Source organism: Mesorhizobium kamtschaticum, assembly GCF_056174585.1.
This window is the reverse complement of record NZ_CM149691.1, coordinates 3647253-3661613: the sequence shown is the minus strand read 5'-3', so window position 1 is coordinate 3661613 and position 14361 is coordinate 3647253. Positions and strand designations below refer to the sequence as shown.

Genomic DNA, 14361 nt, shown 5'->3' with positions numbered 1-14361 from the left:
GCGGATCGCGACTGCGCGACCTCTAGGAACCACAGACGAACGGGCGGACAAAAAGGATACGTCAGATCGGGATTTTCTCTCGCCCTCAACCCGCCTGCGCGTAGCGGTTGACCACCATGCCGCAGGCATAGGCCTTCGAGCCGAGCAGAAGCAGCTTGGCAAAACCGCCCTGGTCGAAGATGCGGCGACCAGCGCCCAGCACCGCCGGGTTGATGAACAGCTGGAACTCGTCAACCAGCCCGGCCGCGATCAGCGCCGAGGCAAAGCCGGCGCCGCCGAAGACGGCAATATCAGCACCCTCGCCTGCCTTCAGTGCAGCGACCTCGCGCGGCAGGTCGCCGCTCACCACCCTCGCGCGCTCCCAGCGCGAGGTTTTCAGCTTGTCGCTCGGCACCACCTTCTGTGCCTCCACGATGCGCTGAGCGAAGGCGAAGAATGGATCTGCCGGATACTTCTTCGCTGCATTGCCCCAATGGCTGAGATAGCCCTCTTCCGCCATCTTGCGGCTGAGCAGGATCGTATCGATGCCGGCGAAGATGGCGTTGAAGTCTCGCTTCAACTCCTCGTTCCAGCTGATGTCGTCGCCCCATTCCCAGAGCTGCCAGGGATGGTCTTCATTGGCGCCGACGAAACCGTCGACCGACATCTGCATCTGCAGGATCAGCTTTTTCATCCCCGTCTCCCTGTTGCTCCGGCTCAAATGGCATGATTTACTTTTGGAACCATTGACGGAGGACAAAAATGATGTCAATAGTAAAGTGATTTAAAAATGGAACCATAGAGATGTCGACGCGCGAAAGATCCGGCTGCCCGATCAACCTGTCGCTGGAACTGCTCGGCGACCGCTGGACGCTGCTCATCATCCGCGACCTGATCTTCGCCGGGAAAAAGCACTTTCGCGAATTCCTGCAGTCCGACGAAGGCATCTCGTCGCGCACGCTGGCCGAACGGCTGCAGACGTTGCAGGACGAAGGCATTCTTACCCGCAGCGACGACCCGAGCCACGGGCTGAAGGCGATCTACCGGCTGACCGAGGCCGGCATCGACCTGTTGCCGGTGCTGGCCACACTCGGCGCCTGGGGCAGCAAGCACCGCAAGGCCGACGACAAGCTGGCGCGGGTCGCCGATGAACTGGCGGCCGGAGGTGAACCAGCACTGGAACGGATGAAGGCCGCACTGCGGGCCGAGCATATTGTGTAGACGGCGGCATGCTGTCTTCCTTCTCCCCTTGTGGGAGAAGGTGGATCGGCGCGATAGCGCCGAGACGGATGAGGGGTGTTCCAGCGGAGTGAGACGCTGGCGTTCCCTGGAACACCCCTCATCCGTCGCCTTCGGCGACACCTTCTCCCACAAGGGGAGAAGGGGGAGCTTTCCACTGCCCGGCTTGACAACAATCGCCATTTGTTCTCTATCTGTTCCAGTCCATCAGCAACCCTGGATATGCAGCCGGATGGAAACGACAGCCACCATCCTGCATGCCGATCTCGACGCTTTCTATGCCTCGGTTGAACAACTGCTCGATCCGTCGCTGCGCGGCAAGCCGATCGCGGTCGGCGGCGGTGTGGTGCTCGCGGCATCCTACGAAGCGCGCGCCTTCGGCGTGCGCGGCGGCATGCCGGGGCGCAAGGCGCGCGAGCTTTGCCCGCAGCTGATCTTCGTCGGCGGCAATTTCAGCCACTACCAGCGGCTGGGCGACGCGGCGATCAAGGTACTCGACGATTTCACGCCGGTGGTCGAGCGCATTTCCATCGACGAGGCCTTCGCTGATGTCGCCGGCTGCACGCATCTGTTCGGGTCGCCGCACGAGATCGCCACGACGATCCGCCGCCGCGTGCGGGCTGAACTCGGCCTGCCGATCTCGATCGGCGTGGCGCGCACCAAGCATCTGGCCAAGATCGCCTCGCAGGTCGCCAAGCCCGACGGGCTGGTGGTGGTCGACCCTGGAACCGAGCTGGCCTTCCTGCACGATCTGCCCGTCGGACTGATGTGGGGCGTCGGCCCTGCGACCAAGGCGCGGCTGGCCGAAATCGGCATCGAGACCATTGGCCAGTTGGCGAGAACGCACAGCGGCGCGCTGACCCGTCTGCTCGGCCCGGCCGCCGGCGAAAAGCTGTCGGCGCTGTCGTGGAATCGCGACCCGCGCAAACTGGAAACCAAGCGCCGGGCGCACTCGGCCGGCGCCCAGTCAGCACTTGGCCAGAAACCCGCCGTGGCGCGGGTGATCGTGCCGACACTGCTGCATCTGGCTGACCGCGTCGCCAGCCGGCTGCGCGCCAAGGCGCGGCCCGGCCGCACGGTGACGGTGCGCGTGCGCTTCGCCGATCTCCGCGCCGTCACCCGTTCCATCACCCTCGACCAGCCTATCTCGGCGACCACCATGCTGGCCGAAATCGCGCAAGACCTGGTGCGCGGCGTGCTAGCCGATAACCCGCATGAGAGAACCATCTCGCTGCTGGCGATCTCGGTGTCACATCTCGAGGAAAGTGCCGCGTTGCAGCTCGACCTGCCGCTCGGCCTCGCCGACGAGAAACACCGGCCCGGCAGCCAAAAAGGCCTCGCCCGCTTCGGCGCCGACCGCGCCATCGACAAGATCCGCGAGCGCTTCGGCAAACAAGCGGTCGGCTACGGCACGGTGGCGCTGGAAGCGGCACGCTCCGTGCCCGACGAATTCAGGGAACTGGCGGAGAAGGAGTTGTGAGAATATCGGCTGAGTCGACAATCAGGATTGGTTCGGCAGGAGGTCTCCACTAGTAGGAAGCGCGGTAGCAGAGGCCGTGTTCAGCGCCGTATCAAAATGAGTTATGAGCATCTGAATAAGTCTCCCATGATATACACCATAGGTAACAGCGGTCATTTTAACGGTCTTTGACCCAACAATGTTAAACAAAAGGCAATCTTTAATAATCTTCGGTCTCATCCAAGCTTTGTTCACCCAAGATTCCGAAGTCAAGGTTAAGTCCCCTTCATCGTCTATTTGCCATGTGGAAATACGATTTTCAGCCATCCGACGCTTTATCAGCGTCAAAAGTTTCTCTGGATTATCTGAAAACGCTCGGACAGCCACGTATTAGCTCCTAACTCGTATTTTTTTATTGATCTTCGCCCGTCGGTCCAGCTATCTTGTCTTCGCTAGCCGCAACCGGATCCGAGTCTGAAATCCTCTTAGGACCGAACTCATCGGTAGGTGCGCCCTCAGGTGGCAGATCAAGATGGAACTTAACCTTCAATTTCTCTCCATTAACTTTGACGCGAACTGACTTTCGAGCTTCGATACGCGCTTCGACCTCGTTGATGGTTCTGCCAGCGACGTCGAGTTTAGTGTAATCTTTCGTAGCTCGCAGAAATCCCTCTGATGTATAAAGCCAAATCGACTTTCCGGTAACTTTTCTAAATTCACGGAGCAATTCGGGGCGAGGCCCAACAGTGCGCGAACCCTCGTACTGCCACCAATCCTCCTTTGTGTCGTCGATGACCAGAATGAAGTCAGATTTTTTTCCTTAGAGATATCCATGAGCTGTTCCCAGGCGATATAGTCGCCATAGCAGTCTGGCTCGGGCTTGTCCTTGGCATCCTTATAGCCCGGCGGGACTGATCCGCCGAACCTCGCCTTTCCCTTGATGTGCAGCTCCTTCAAAGCCTCGTCCGTCGGCTCTGGGCCGATCTTCCCTTCGAATATCGTAAGTATTAAATCTGTATAATCATCAGATGCGATAGTTTTTTCCATCTTCGAGCGCCCGTCAGACAATTCGTCTTGGACCTTTTTTAACGATGCTATCGCCGCCTCGGTGAAATATGGATGCTCTTTGCTATTTGCATGTTCAGTCAAAATCTTCCTTATACTTTCCTCTGTCTGTATATATTTGTTAATCTGCTTATGTATCGTCTTCGAACGATTACGACCATACTCCAAGGCAAACTGGTAAGGTAAGAAAACACGATGAGAAAAATTGGCGTAAATCGATAGCAGTTCGTCGCGAGTGTCATGGGAGTACCCATAAATATTCAGCAAAGCGCTCGCATCGAAGCTTATCAAGGCATCCTTCCAGAGCCTCTCGAACTCTTCCTTGTTCGGGCGGAAAAACTGATGCAGGGCGGTTCGCATTTCGAAAATTCCATTTGAACAAGCATCACGCGAACCAAAGATAACGTCAATCTAGCCTGCGAAATATTGCTGTAGATTCGGCAACAGGCGGTTGACGGTGGCACGCTCGGTGCCCGACGAATTTGGGGAACTGGCGGAAAGGAGTTGTGAGAGCGATCGGCCCGGTTCGTCCATAGCCATGCACCTTGACGCTGCTGGCGCTTCCCCGACCCCTTGTCTCGGGCAAATGCTTGCCAAACCCCGCCACGCCGCCCATACAGCGGCGTGGGCGGATCGCCTGCCCGAGAGGTCCGTGCCTTTCTCATCTTGCCGGGATACTGTCCGATGTCAGCGACGCCGCACCCTTGGTCCAGGCCGTGACCGCCCCTCAGCTACTCTCCCTCGCCAGCCTTGGCTGGTCGGATTTCTTCGGCGATCAGCTTGAACCCGATGACGCAGACCTGATCCCGACGCGCATTGCCATGGTGCATCGCGATCGCCTTAGTGGCCTGTCCCAGACGGGGCAAACGGACCTGACATTGCCGCCGCAGGCCACCACCGGCGACTATGCCGTCGGCGACTGGGTGCTGGTCGAGCCGCATGATCAGCTTGTGAAGCGTCGCCTGACCCGCAAGACGGTGCTGGAGCGCCGCACCCAGGGCGGCCGGGTGCCGCAGCTGGCCGCGGCCAATGTCGACACGCTGTTCATCGTCACCTCCTGCAATGCCGACTTCAACATCGCCCGGCTCGAGCGCTATCTGGCGCTGGCCAACGAGGCCGGAACGACACCGGTGATCCTGCTGACCAAGGCCGATACGGCTGAAGACGCCGAGGCGTACCAAAGCCAAGCCGCCGCACTGCAGCGCGGCCTGGCCGTGGTGACGCTGAACCCACGCATAGCGGATGCCGCGACCGCACTCGCCGCCTGGTGCGGCGCGGGGCAGACGGTGGCGCTGATCGGTTCCTCCGGCGTCGGCAAATCGACGCTGGTCAACACGCTGGCCGGATCGGCGCAGCAATCGCGGCAGCAGACCGGAGCCATTCGCGAACACGACGCCAAGGGACGCCACACCACCACGGCGCGGTCGCTGCATGCCATTGCCGGCGGCGGCTGGGTGATCGACACGCCCGGCATGCGCACGCTGCAGGTCAGCGACGTCGGCTACGGCATCGACACACTGTTTGCCGAGATCACCGAGCTGGCACCGCTATGCAAATTCCGCGACTGCACGCATGTGCACGAACCGGGCTGCGCGGTGCAGGCTGCCATCAAGGCCGGCACGCTCGATCCCGAGCGTCTTGCCCGCTGGCGCAAACTGTCGGAAGAAAACCAGCACAACACGCCGGTGCAGAGCGGGCCCCACGGAGCGAAGTCCCCCGCCGGCCGCGGCAAACGGCGCTGAACGACTGCCCTACTGCCCTACTGCCCTACTGCCCTACTGCCCTACTGCCCTACTGCCCTACTGCCCTACTGCCCTACTGCCCTACTGCCCTACTGCCCTACTGCCCTACTGCCCTACTGCCCTACTGCCCTCAAAGCCGCGCCGTGCCGAAAACCCGGTCCCACAACAGCGACGTCACACCGAAATTGGCGTTGTCGTCGATATGATGGTGCACCGCGTGGCGGCGCTTGAGTGCGTAGAGATAGCTGGGATGGGCGGATGCCAGTGGTGGATCATGTGGTGGACACTGATGTACCAGAGATAACCCAGCATCAGCCCGCAGCCGACCGCGCTGGCGGTGGCGAAACCGGAAACCATCCAGACGGGCAATGCGATCAGCGCATGCACGCCGAGGCTGAGCCAGGTCGGCGTGCCGACCGGACTGCGTTCCTCGACATGGTGACGGTCGTGCAGATCCCTGATGTAGGGAACGTGATGCAGGACGAAGCGGTGCAGAACGTATTCGATCAACGTCCACAGAACGAGACAGATCAGCACCATGCCGATCCATTCCGGCGCGCTCTCTTCCCCGGCCTCTATCAGCCCGGCCACCCCCAAGAGGGCGATCACCAGCGGATAGACCACGAAGTCGCTGTAGTAACCGATCAGACCCAGTTGCATTCCGGACGCCCCATCTGATTCTCGACGCCGCCCCAGAAACGATGCTACCAGATTGCCTAACTCGCGGGTGAGGTGCAATGCAGATGCATCTGACATAGCGTCGCAATTTCCCGGTGCAAGTTCGGCACCCATGATCCCTGCAGAATCGGCCGACTCGCACCAGCGCCGCAAACGGACATGCAATCATGGCAAAACGCAGTGCGGGCCTGCTGATTTATCGTCAAAGCGGTGGCGATATCAGCGTGCTTCTGGTCCATCCCGGCGGCCCATTCTGGGCGAAGAAGGACGATGGCGCCTGGTCGATCCCGAAAGGCCTCGTCGAGGAGACCGAGGACGAGTTGGCGGCAGCACGGCGTGAGACCGGGGAAGAACTCGGTATCACGGTCGACGGCCCCTTCAAGCGCCTCGGCGATTACAAGCAGCCGGGCGGCAAGATTGTCATCGCCTGGTCGGTCGAAACGCATGCTGAGATCGATGTGACCACCATCAAGAGCAACAGCTTCACCATGGAATGGCCGCCGCGGTCCGGGTCGATCAAGGAATTTCCGGAAGTCAACAAGGCCGGCTGGTTCACCCTGGCCGAGGCCGAGGTCAAGATCCTTGTGGGGCAGCGCCCGATGCTGTTGGATTTGCTGAAGCAATTGGATGCCGGTTAGCTGCCGGCCATGTCCCCGGGAACGCTCAAGTCGCGTTCGCGAAACGCGACGGTCGCAGGCACACAGATCGTTTCGCACACCACTGGATGGGCAGTTTTGCCAAACCGCTTTGTCTTTCAGCGGCGTCGATCCGGCCGTGTATTAAATTTTTTTCCAGCGCGGATGAGAAAATCCCGGAATGCCCTGACATGGGGGCGATCAAGAGACGCGGGATTCCATGCCAATGCATAAGGTTCTGGAAGAACCATCCAGTTGTCGAACGCTACGACCAGCCTTCCCTTGGCGAGCTCTTCCGAGACCATGGACATTTGTCCCAACACGAAACCGCCATCACTTGCTGCGGCATCGATGGCAGCACTCGAAAGGGAAAACGACAATTCACAGGCCTTCTCCGGTGGTGCCAAACCGACATGACCGGCCCAGTGGGACCATGACGGCGAGGACTGCTGTGGGTGTTGCCACTCAATCCCAATGAGAGCGCCCCCTAGCACGTCATCCGGGCTCGATACCGGGTGACGAGCGAGAAATGCGGGAGAGCAGACGGGCGCGACCGAATCGAAGAACAGGTCTGAAAAGTGGGCGTAGCGATGGCGCGCCGTGCCGTAGGAGATTCGAAAATCGACCTCTGCTTCCGCAAGAACCGGTTCATCGTCTTCCCCGATCAACCGCACATTTATACCTGGAAACAATCGGTGCCACTCGACCATGAGGGGCCTGATCCACCGAATGGTGATGGAGGGAGGGGCACTCAGCACTATTCCTGATTTAAGGCGCGCTCTCTGAAGAGAGTCCTGGGCCGAACGCAATTGGTCGAAACCTGCACGAATGCGTTCAAGGTATATTTCGCCCCAGGACGTTATGACCAGTTTGCGCCCTTGCCGCTCGAAGAGCGAAACTTTCACGTCCAATTCGAGCCCACGAATGTGCTGACTGATCGCACCGGGCGATACGTCAAGCTCCAGCGCAGCGGCAGTGACGCTGCCCAGCCGCCCGACCGCCTCGAAGGCCTGCAGGGCTCGCAGAGCGGGAAGACGGTTGGTCACAGAGACAATCTCGGTTTTATCGAGCCTCGATACATCAGCAAAACTAAAAAGGAATCAAGTTCTACCTTCTTGTTCGGCAGTGCCCGCCGTGAGACCCCGAACTGAAGAAAAACGATCACAGGGAACGGCAAATGGGACGACCGCGTGCTCCGGCTCAGGTGGCCAAAGGAGCATCTACGATACAAGAGGCACCTCCTCAAACCAAGTTATCCATCGACAATCTCAACGTTCGTTTTGGCTCCGTCATCGCGCTGAGCGATGTCAGTCTCGATATCGCCGACGGCGAATTCGTCTGCATCCTCGGCGCCTCCGGCTGCGGCAAGAGCACGTTGTTCAACGTCGTCTCGGGCCTGCTCAAGGCTAGCTCGGGAAAGATCGTGCTCGACGGCCAGGATGTCTCCAACCGCCCGGGCCAGGTCGGCTACATGCTGCAAAAGGATTTGATGCTGCCCTGGCGCACGGTGCTCGGCAACATCACGCTGGCCGCGTCGCTGACGCGCGGCGCCAACGCGCGGGATCGCGCCGAGGCAGCCGAACTCGCCAGCCGCTACGGCCTTGGCGATTTCCTCAACCACTATCCGCATGCGCTGTCCGGCGGCATGCGCCAGCGCGTCGCCATGATGCGCACCATCGCCGCCGGCCGCCAGGTGATGCTGCTCGACGAGCCGTTCGGCGCGCTCGACGCGCAGACCCGGCTTGGCATGCAGCAATGGCTGCTGCAGCTCTGGCGCGACCTCAAGCGCACCATCCTGTTCGTCACCCATGATGTCGATGAGGCGATCTATCTCGCCGACCGCATCGTGGTGATGACGCCGCGCCCCGGCCGTATCGCCGAAATCCTCAAAGTCGACCTGCCGAGGCCCCGGCCGCTGGAAGTGCTGACAACCGACACTTTCGTCGGCCTGAAGCGGCAGATCATGCAGCATCTCTACCACTGACAGTCGGGAGGCTCCAAAATGAACACGCGGTTTGGAACGGTGGCAGGGCCGCTCATGATCTGGGTCACGGCCATGGCACTTATCCTGGTCAGTTGGCAGTTGCTCGTCTGGGTTACTGGCCTTCCTTCTTACGTCATACCGACACCGGCCCAGGCATTTGGCACGCTCTACGAAAACTGGCCACGGCTCTCGATACTGACCGGCCAGACGCTCTATGAAACTATGATTGGCTATGTCATCGGCGCCTTGATCGGCTTCGTGCTTGCCTTGGCGATGGGACAGATCCGTGTCATCCAGAGGCTTGTCATGCCGGCGCTGATCGTTTCGCAGGCCGTGCCGATCGTTGCTATCGCCGCGCCTTTGGTCATCATCTTCGGTTTCGGTCTGACCCCCAAGCTGATCATCGTCGCCTGGATCGTCTTCTTCCCGGTCGTCGTCAATGTGCTCGACGGTCTGGCTTCGGTCGACCGCGATATGCTCAACCTCGCCCGCCTGATGGGCGGCGGCGGCCTGCGCACCTTCGCCATCGTCAAATTGCCGGCCTGCATCGGTCCGCTGTTTTCGGGCCTCAAGATTGGCGCCACCTATGCGGTGACCGGCGCCGTGATCGGTGAATGGACCGCCTCGTCCAAACAGGGCCTCGGCACCTACCTGCTCACCGCCAACGCGCAGATGAACACGGCCGGCGTCTATGCAGCCATGCTGCTTCTCACCGTCATCGGCGTCGGCTCGTTCCTGCTCGTCTTCGGGCTCGAGGTGCTGATGACGCCCTGGCGAACCAGATCGACAGCTCCAAAGTGGCTGCGATGAACCCTTCGTGGCGCGTTGCTGCGTGGGTCGATGAAGTCAAAAATAGAAGGGGATTACAATGAGATCGGTACTTCTCAAGACTGCCGGAATTGCCTCGCTTATGCTTGGTGCCCAGATGAGCTTTGCCTTGGCGGCGGAACTCACACCAGTGCGGTTCGTGTTCGACTGGTCTAGCGCCGACCACGAACTCATTCCGATTGTTGTCGGCCAGGAGAAAGGCTTCTACGAAGCAGAGGGGCTGAAGGTCGATGTGATCCTGCCGCCCGATTCCCAGACCACAGCGCGCCTCCTGGCTGTCGGTCAGGCAGATATTGGTTTTGAAGCGACGACTGATATCGTGTTCGGCGCGGAACAGGGTGTGCCCATCGTTTCGGTGGGTGTCTTTGTCCAGCACAATAACTGGGGCCTGTTCGGACGTCCGGGAGAGCCAATCTCGCTCGACAATCTGAAAGGCAAGTCCATCGGCATATTCACCGACTCCTGGACCAAGGCGATGATGCCCTTTATCTACAAGGCGGCAGGCATCACGGAAAACGACGTCTCGCTAATCATCGCGCAGGATTCGGACACACCGTTGCTTTTGGCCGGCAAGATCGACATTGCGACCAATACCACGAACTATCTGGTTCCAACTGTCCAGACGACCCTCAAGAAGGATCCGACCAGCCTGGTGGGTGCCGCGGCCGGCGTGCCTGACGTCCCGGTATGGGCCTATACCGCATCGACGGACTTCCTGAAGGCACATGCCGATGTCGGCAAGAGGTGGATGCGCGCCACCATCAAGGCGACGGAATGGGCTGCAGAGCATCCCGAAGAAGCTGCCGAAATGGTGACAAAGGCTTATCCAGACAGCGGCACTCTCGAATACAACACGCTCGGCTGGAAAGCTCTCGTGCCACTTCTGAAGGGTCCGGAGGGATACATGGCGCAGACCGATCAGCATTGGCTGCCGATCGCTCAGGCGCTCAAGGACACCGGTCAGCTGAAGGAAGTGCTTCCGGCGTCGAAGTACTACACCAACGAACTGCTGAAGTAGCTGCGGTCTCGCCCTCTCACAACAAGGGCCATCCCGACCGGGGTGGCCCGTCTTTTCCAGTACAGAAAAAGAATGGACTTTCAGGCATGGCCAAGAGCAGGATTATCATCGATTGCGACCCCGGCGTCGACGACGCCATCGCGCTCCTTCTGGCGTTTGCCTCGCCCGACGAGATCGAGATCGTCGGCATCACGACGGTCATCGGCAATGTCTCGCTGCCGTTGACGACCCGCAACGCGTTGCGCATCACCGCCATGGCCGGCCGTCAGGACATTCCGGTCTACGCCGGCTGCAGCAGGCCGATCATCCTGCCGCGCGTGCAGCGCGGTGCCTCGGTACACGGCACCGACGGCCTTGGCGACCTTGGCGTCGCCGATGCCACGCATCCGGTGCAGGGCCAGCATGCCGTGGATTTCATCATCGACACCATCCTGCGCGAGCCCGGCCAGATCACGCTCTGCCCGATCGGGCCGATGACCAACATCGCGCTGGCGCTGATCAAGGAGCCGTCCATAACGACCAAGATCAAGGCCATCGTCTTCATGGGCGGTGCTGCCTTCAGCCCCGGCAACACCGCGACCGACGCCGAATTCAACATCTGGATCGATCCGCATGCGGCGCAGGTTGTGCTGTCGTCCGGCATCCCGATGACCATGTTCGGCCTCGACGTCACCCGCCACGCGACGCTGACCCAGGCTAGGTTCGACCAGCTCGAGCGCGACGCCAGCCCGATCATGAAAACGGCCATCGCCATGATGCGTTACTATGGCAGCGGCGACGCCAGCCTGCACGACCCCTGCGTGACGGCATTCCTGATCGACCCGACGCTGTTCAAGGGCGTCGACGCGGTCATCGAGGTCGAGTGCGATCAATCAGGCAGCTATGGCCGCACACGGGCGGTCGAAAACGCCGCCGGCAAGGGCCTGCCGGTCCACGTCATCACCGAGGTCGATGATGAGCGGCTGTTCCAGTTGATCGACCAGCGGCTGCGGCTGCTGTAGCGGCTCCGGCAGGCCAAACCCATAGGGCGGCGCCTGCCCCGCATAATCCCTTGGGGTTATGGCCGCCTTGCGCCGGCTAAGTCATGCTCCGCCTCAACTTCGAGAAATGCGACCGTAAGCCCTTCGCCAACGCCTGACCTCCAGGCGCCAGCCGGCCTGCGGAAAAGCATCGGAAACAATCCTTTCCGGAGGCGGAACAATGCAAGACACAATCAAACTCGACCGCGCGCTCGGACTCTGGTCCGTGGTGCTCTTCGGCCTGGCCTACATGACGCCGATGATCGTCTTCGGCACTTTTGGCGCGCTGGCCGCGGCAAGCCAGGGCACCACCGCCATGGCCTATCTCGTGGCGGCGGCGGCCATCCTGCTCACCGCCATCAGCTACGGCGTCATGGCGCGCGTCTATCCCGTTGCCGGCTCGGCCTATACCTATGCCCGCCGCTCGATCAGCCCCAGCATCGGCTTCCTTGTCGGCTGGGCGGTGCTGCTCGACTATTTCTTCCTGCCGATGGTGATCTGGCTGATCGGTGCGGCCTATCTCGCCTCGGCCTTCCCCGCTGTCCCGACCTGGGTGTGGATCGTCAGCTTCATCGCGCTGACCACTGTGGTCAATGTCGTCGGCATCGCCTTCGCCAACCGCGTCAACTTCATCCTGATGCTGGTGCAGCTCGGCGTGCTCGTCGCCTTCCTGTTCCTGGCCGCCCGCTATGTCGTGGCGCTGAACGGCCCCGGCGGCCTCGTCTCGGTCACGCCTTTCTTCAAGACCGGCGTGCCCTTCTCGGCCTCGGTGGCGGGCGCGGCGATCGCCGCCTATTCCTTCCTCGGCTTCGACGCCGTGTCGACGCTGACCGAGGAGACCAGGGATCCCAGGCGCACCATGCCGAAGGCGATCTTGATCATTGCACTGGCCGGCGGCGTGATCTTCATTGCCTCGGCTTACATCACCCAGCTTGCCCATCCCGGTATGGATTTCGTCTCGGTCGACGCCGCCGCCACCGAAATCGCCAAGGCGATCGGCGGCGACCTGTTCGTCACCATCTTCCTGGCGACGCTGGTCGTGGCGCAGTTCACCTCAGGCCTTGCCGCGCAAGCGAGCGTCGGCCGGCTGCTCTACGCCATGGGCCGTGACACCGTGCTGCCGGTCTCGTTCTTCGGCAATTTGCACCCGAAATGGCACACGCCGATCCTCAACCTGATCCTGGTCGGCGTGGTCGGCCTTGCGGCGCTGACCATGGACGTCACCACCTCGACCTCTTTCATCAATTTCGGCGCCTTCCTCGCCTTCACCGCCGTCAATGTCTCGGTGATCGCGCTCTACCTCAAGCGCGACCAGCAGGTGCGGCCGCTCGGCGTGCTGATCGGGCTGATCGTCCCGGCGCTGGCGGCGGTCTGCGACCTCTTCCTGCTGTGGAACCTCGACGAGAACGCCAAGGTGTTGGGTCTCGTCTGGCTGGCGGTCGGCATCGTCTATCTCGCTTACCTCACCAGCTTCTTCCAGGTCGCACCGCCGGAAATGGACTTCGCCGAATAGGGCGCGGGCGGCGGCCTCTCACCTTGATGCAGGCCGCCGCTCTATATCGTTGTCAGGAATCGGAAAACCCGGCATCCGCTTGGCCAATTCCACTTGATGGACGCTTCGCGGATGTCGTCTGCGTCGCCATGCCTGAAGAGATATCATCAACGCAACGTAGCTCAACAGGGCAAGCATGCTCCACAGAACACCGAGATTGCTGATGACGGCAGCTACGAGAAACACAGAGGCAACCACCGCCACGGCGTAATACAGGACAGAGGCCCAGACATATCGTTCCATTTGAGAGCTACGCATCGGTCACTCTTACCCCGAAAGTGTGATTCATGATCCACCGATGCTGAGGGATTCATTGCGTTTTGAGCCTAGGTCAGAAACAGGCGGAAGAGTTCGGCCTGGCTGGATATAGCGAGTTTCGAATAGATCTGCCGGCGATGGACCTTGACCGTGTTGGGCGACAGCGACAGGACGGCGGCGAGCGAGAGGTTGGAATGCCCCTTGAGGATCAACGTAACGATCTCGAGCTCGCGGCGGGTCAGCAGCGGATGCTCTATCCGCGCCGCCGGGGCCGCGTTCTTGATGTCGAGCGAGAGGCCGGGGACATGATACCAGTGCCGCGCCGCGAGCGCGCAGACGATGGGTGCCGCGGATCTCAGCCGCTCCAGCTCATCGCCGGCAAACAGCGGCGCCGCACCAGTCCGCGACAGCGACAGCACGCCGGCAAAGCCGTTCTCCAGCTTCAGCACGAAACCGATCTCGTCGCCGATCTCGGTGGTCGCATAGTGGCGCCGATAATATTCGGTGTGCAGGAAATCGTCGGGCGCCAGCTCCCGCATCACGATCATGCGCTCGGCGCTGTCGCCGCGAACCGCGTCGTAGAACGGGTCCAGCACATAGGCACCGGCAAGGTAGCGGTCGACGATGATCGAACGCTCGGCGACGATCTTCTCATTGTAGAGATCGAAGGCGCGACCGGCAGGCGAATAGAGAAAGCCGTTCATCATCTGGAACGGCGTCAGCAGCCGCAGCGCCGCCGCCAGCGCATCGGGAAATCCGCGCGAGCCGATGGCGGATGCCGCAGCACCAAGGCCGGCATTCCAGGCACCGAAGGATGGATGCCAGCCTTTCTCAGTGGATTTCATGGAAACGGCGGACCTTCTCTTCCAGCGTTGGCGAGATTGTGCAGGTCCGGCACCCCCAGG

General features: G+C 60.9%; 13 protein-coding genes and 2 pseudogenes. 9 read left to right on the top strand and 6 right to left on the bottom strand.

The annotated features are described in order from the left end of the window. Positions 1-85 precede the first annotated feature (85 nt). Complete coding sequence (locus AC0V7N_RS18075) at positions 86-673, bottom strand: dihydrofolate reductase family protein (RefSeq protein WP_475459961.1); 588 nt, start codon at positions 671-673, stop codon at positions 86-88. A gap of 110 nt (positions 674-783) precedes the next feature. On the opposite strand from AC0V7N_RS18075, the gene AC0V7N_RS18070 reads away from it, so the two are divergent. Then, positions 784-1200 carry a winged helix-turn-helix transcriptional regulator gene (locus AC0V7N_RS18070; RefSeq protein WP_475459958.1) on the top strand — a complete coding sequence of 139 codons (417 nt, stop codon included), beginning with the start codon at positions 784-786 and terminating at the stop codon, positions 1198-1200. 250 nt (positions 1201-1450) lie between these two features. Beyond that, the gene (gene dinB / locus AC0V7N_RS18065; RefSeq protein WP_475459956.1) at positions 1451-2698 is read left to right on the top strand and encodes a DNA polymerase IV; all 1248 of its coding nucleotides are present in this window, start codon (positions 1451-1453) and stop codon (positions 2696-2698) included. Positions 2699-2719: 21 nt separating this feature from the next. On the opposite strand, the gene AC0V7N_RS18060 is transcribed toward dinB, so the two are convergent. Next, complete coding sequence (locus AC0V7N_RS18060) at positions 2720-3064, bottom strand: hypothetical protein (protein WP_475459954.1); 345 nt, start codon at positions 3062-3064, stop codon at positions 2720-2722. Positions 3065-3089: 25 nt separating this feature from the next. Beyond that, a pseudogene (locus AC0V7N_RS18055) lies at positions 3090-4102 on the bottom strand (PIN-like domain-containing protein). Positions 4103-4446: 344 nt separating this feature from the next. On the opposite strand from AC0V7N_RS18055, the gene rsgA reads away from it, so the two are divergent. Then, positions 4447-5484: a ribosome small subunit-dependent GTPase A gene (gene rsgA, locus AC0V7N_RS18050; protein ID WP_475459951.1), complete on the top strand. Its 1038-nt coding sequence runs from the start codon at positions 4447-4449 to the stop codon at positions 5482-5484. 130 nt (positions 5485-5614) lie between these two features. On the opposite strand, the pseudogene AC0V7N_RS18045 reads toward rsgA, so the two are convergent. Next, positions 5615-6024: pseudogene (locus AC0V7N_RS18045) on the bottom strand (sterol desaturase family protein). 305 nt (positions 6025-6329) lie between these two features. Here AC0V7N_RS18045 and AC0V7N_RS18040 point away from each other — a divergent pair. Beyond that, the gene (locus AC0V7N_RS18040; RefSeq protein ID WP_475459945.1) at positions 6330-6800 is read left to right on the top strand and encodes an NUDIX hydrolase; all 471 of its coding nucleotides are present in this window, start codon (positions 6330-6332) and stop codon (positions 6798-6800) included. A gap of 116 nt (positions 6801-6916) precedes the next feature. Here AC0V7N_RS18040 and AC0V7N_RS18035 read toward each other — a convergent pair whose 3' ends face one another. After that, on the bottom strand, positions 6917-7843 hold the full coding sequence (locus AC0V7N_RS18035) for a LysR substrate-binding domain-containing protein (RefSeq protein WP_475459943.1): 927 nt from the start codon (positions 7841-7843) through the stop codon (positions 6917-6919). Between the two features lie 131 nt (positions 7844-7974). Here AC0V7N_RS18035 and AC0V7N_RS18030 point away from each other — a divergent pair, with 131 nt between their 5' ends. The 5 genes from AC0V7N_RS18030 to AC0V7N_RS18010 all read left to right on the top strand — a co-directional run bounded on the left by AC0V7N_RS18030 (position 7975) and on the right by AC0V7N_RS18010 (position 13159). Next, positions 7975-8781 (top strand): ABC transporter ATP-binding protein, encoded by an 807-nt coding sequence (locus tag AC0V7N_RS18030; RefSeq protein ID WP_475459941.1) that lies wholly within the window; start codon positions 7975-7977, stop codon positions 8779-8781. Between the two features lie 18 nt (positions 8782-8799). Continuing rightward, positions 8800-9591, top strand: a complete 792-nt coding sequence (locus AC0V7N_RS18025; RefSeq protein WP_475459938.1) for an ABC transporter permease — start codon at positions 8800-8802, stop codon at positions 9589-9591. 115 nt (positions 9592-9706) lie between these two features. Further along, a complete protein-coding gene (locus AC0V7N_RS18020) occupies positions 9707-10627 on the top strand; it encodes an ABC transporter substrate-binding protein (RefSeq protein WP_475459936.1) in 921 nt (306 codons plus the stop codon). Positions 10628-10713: 86 nt separating this feature from the next. Further along, on the top strand, positions 10714-11628 hold the full coding sequence (locus AC0V7N_RS18015) for a nucleoside hydrolase (RefSeq protein WP_475459933.1): 915 nt from the start codon (positions 10714-10716) through the stop codon (positions 11626-11628). A gap of 199 nt (positions 11629-11827) precedes the next feature. After that, the gene (locus tag AC0V7N_RS18010; RefSeq protein ID WP_475459931.1) at positions 11828-13159 is read left to right on the top strand and encodes an APC family permease; all 1332 of its coding nucleotides are present in this window, start codon (positions 11828-11830) and stop codon (positions 13157-13159) included. A 365-nt stretch (positions 13160-13524) separates the two neighbouring features. Here AC0V7N_RS18010 and AC0V7N_RS18005 read toward each other — a convergent pair whose 3' ends face one another. Next, positions 13525-14301: a helix-turn-helix transcriptional regulator gene (locus AC0V7N_RS18005; RefSeq protein ID WP_475459929.1), complete on the bottom strand. Its 777-nt coding sequence runs from the start codon at positions 14299-14301 to the stop codon at positions 13525-13527. Positions 14302-14361: the final 60 nt, after the last annotated feature.

Coding starts and splice junctions, on each gene's coding strand:
- AC0V7N_RS18025 (WP_475459938.1), top strand. CDS start 8,800: ATGAACACGCGGTTTGGAACGGTGGCAGGGCCGCTCATGATCTGGGTC.
- dinB (WP_475459956.1), top strand. CDS start 1,451: ATGGAAACGACAGCCACCATCCTGCATGCCGATCTCGACGCTTTCTAT.
- AC0V7N_RS18040 (WP_475459945.1), top strand. CDS start 6,330: ATGGCAAAACGCAGTGCGGGCCTGCTGATTTATCGTCAAAGCGGTGGC.
- AC0V7N_RS18070 (WP_475459958.1), top strand. CDS start 784: ATGTCGACGCGCGAAAGATCCGGCTGCCCGATCAACCTGTCGCTGGAA.
- AC0V7N_RS18075 (WP_475459961.1), bottom strand. CDS start 673: ATGAAAAAGCTGATCCTGCAGATGCAGATGTCGGTCGACGGTTTCGTC.
- AC0V7N_RS18030 (WP_475459941.1), top strand. CDS start 7,975: ATGGGACGACCGCGTGCTCCGGCTCAGGTGGCCAAAGGAGCATCTACG.
- AC0V7N_RS18010 (WP_475459931.1), top strand. CDS start 11,828: ATGCAAGACACAATCAAACTCGACCGCGCGCTCGGACTCTGGTCCGTG.
- AC0V7N_RS18005 (WP_475459929.1), bottom strand. CDS start 14,301: ATGAAATCCACTGAGAAAGGCTGGCATCCATCCTTCGGTGCCTGGAAT.
- AC0V7N_RS18020 (WP_475459936.1), top strand. CDS start 9,707: ATGAGCTTTGCCTTGGCGGCGGAACTCACACCAGTGCGGTTCGTGTTC.
- AC0V7N_RS18015 (WP_475459933.1), top strand. CDS start 10,714: ATGGCCAAGAGCAGGATTATCATCGATTGCGACCCCGGCGTCGACGAC.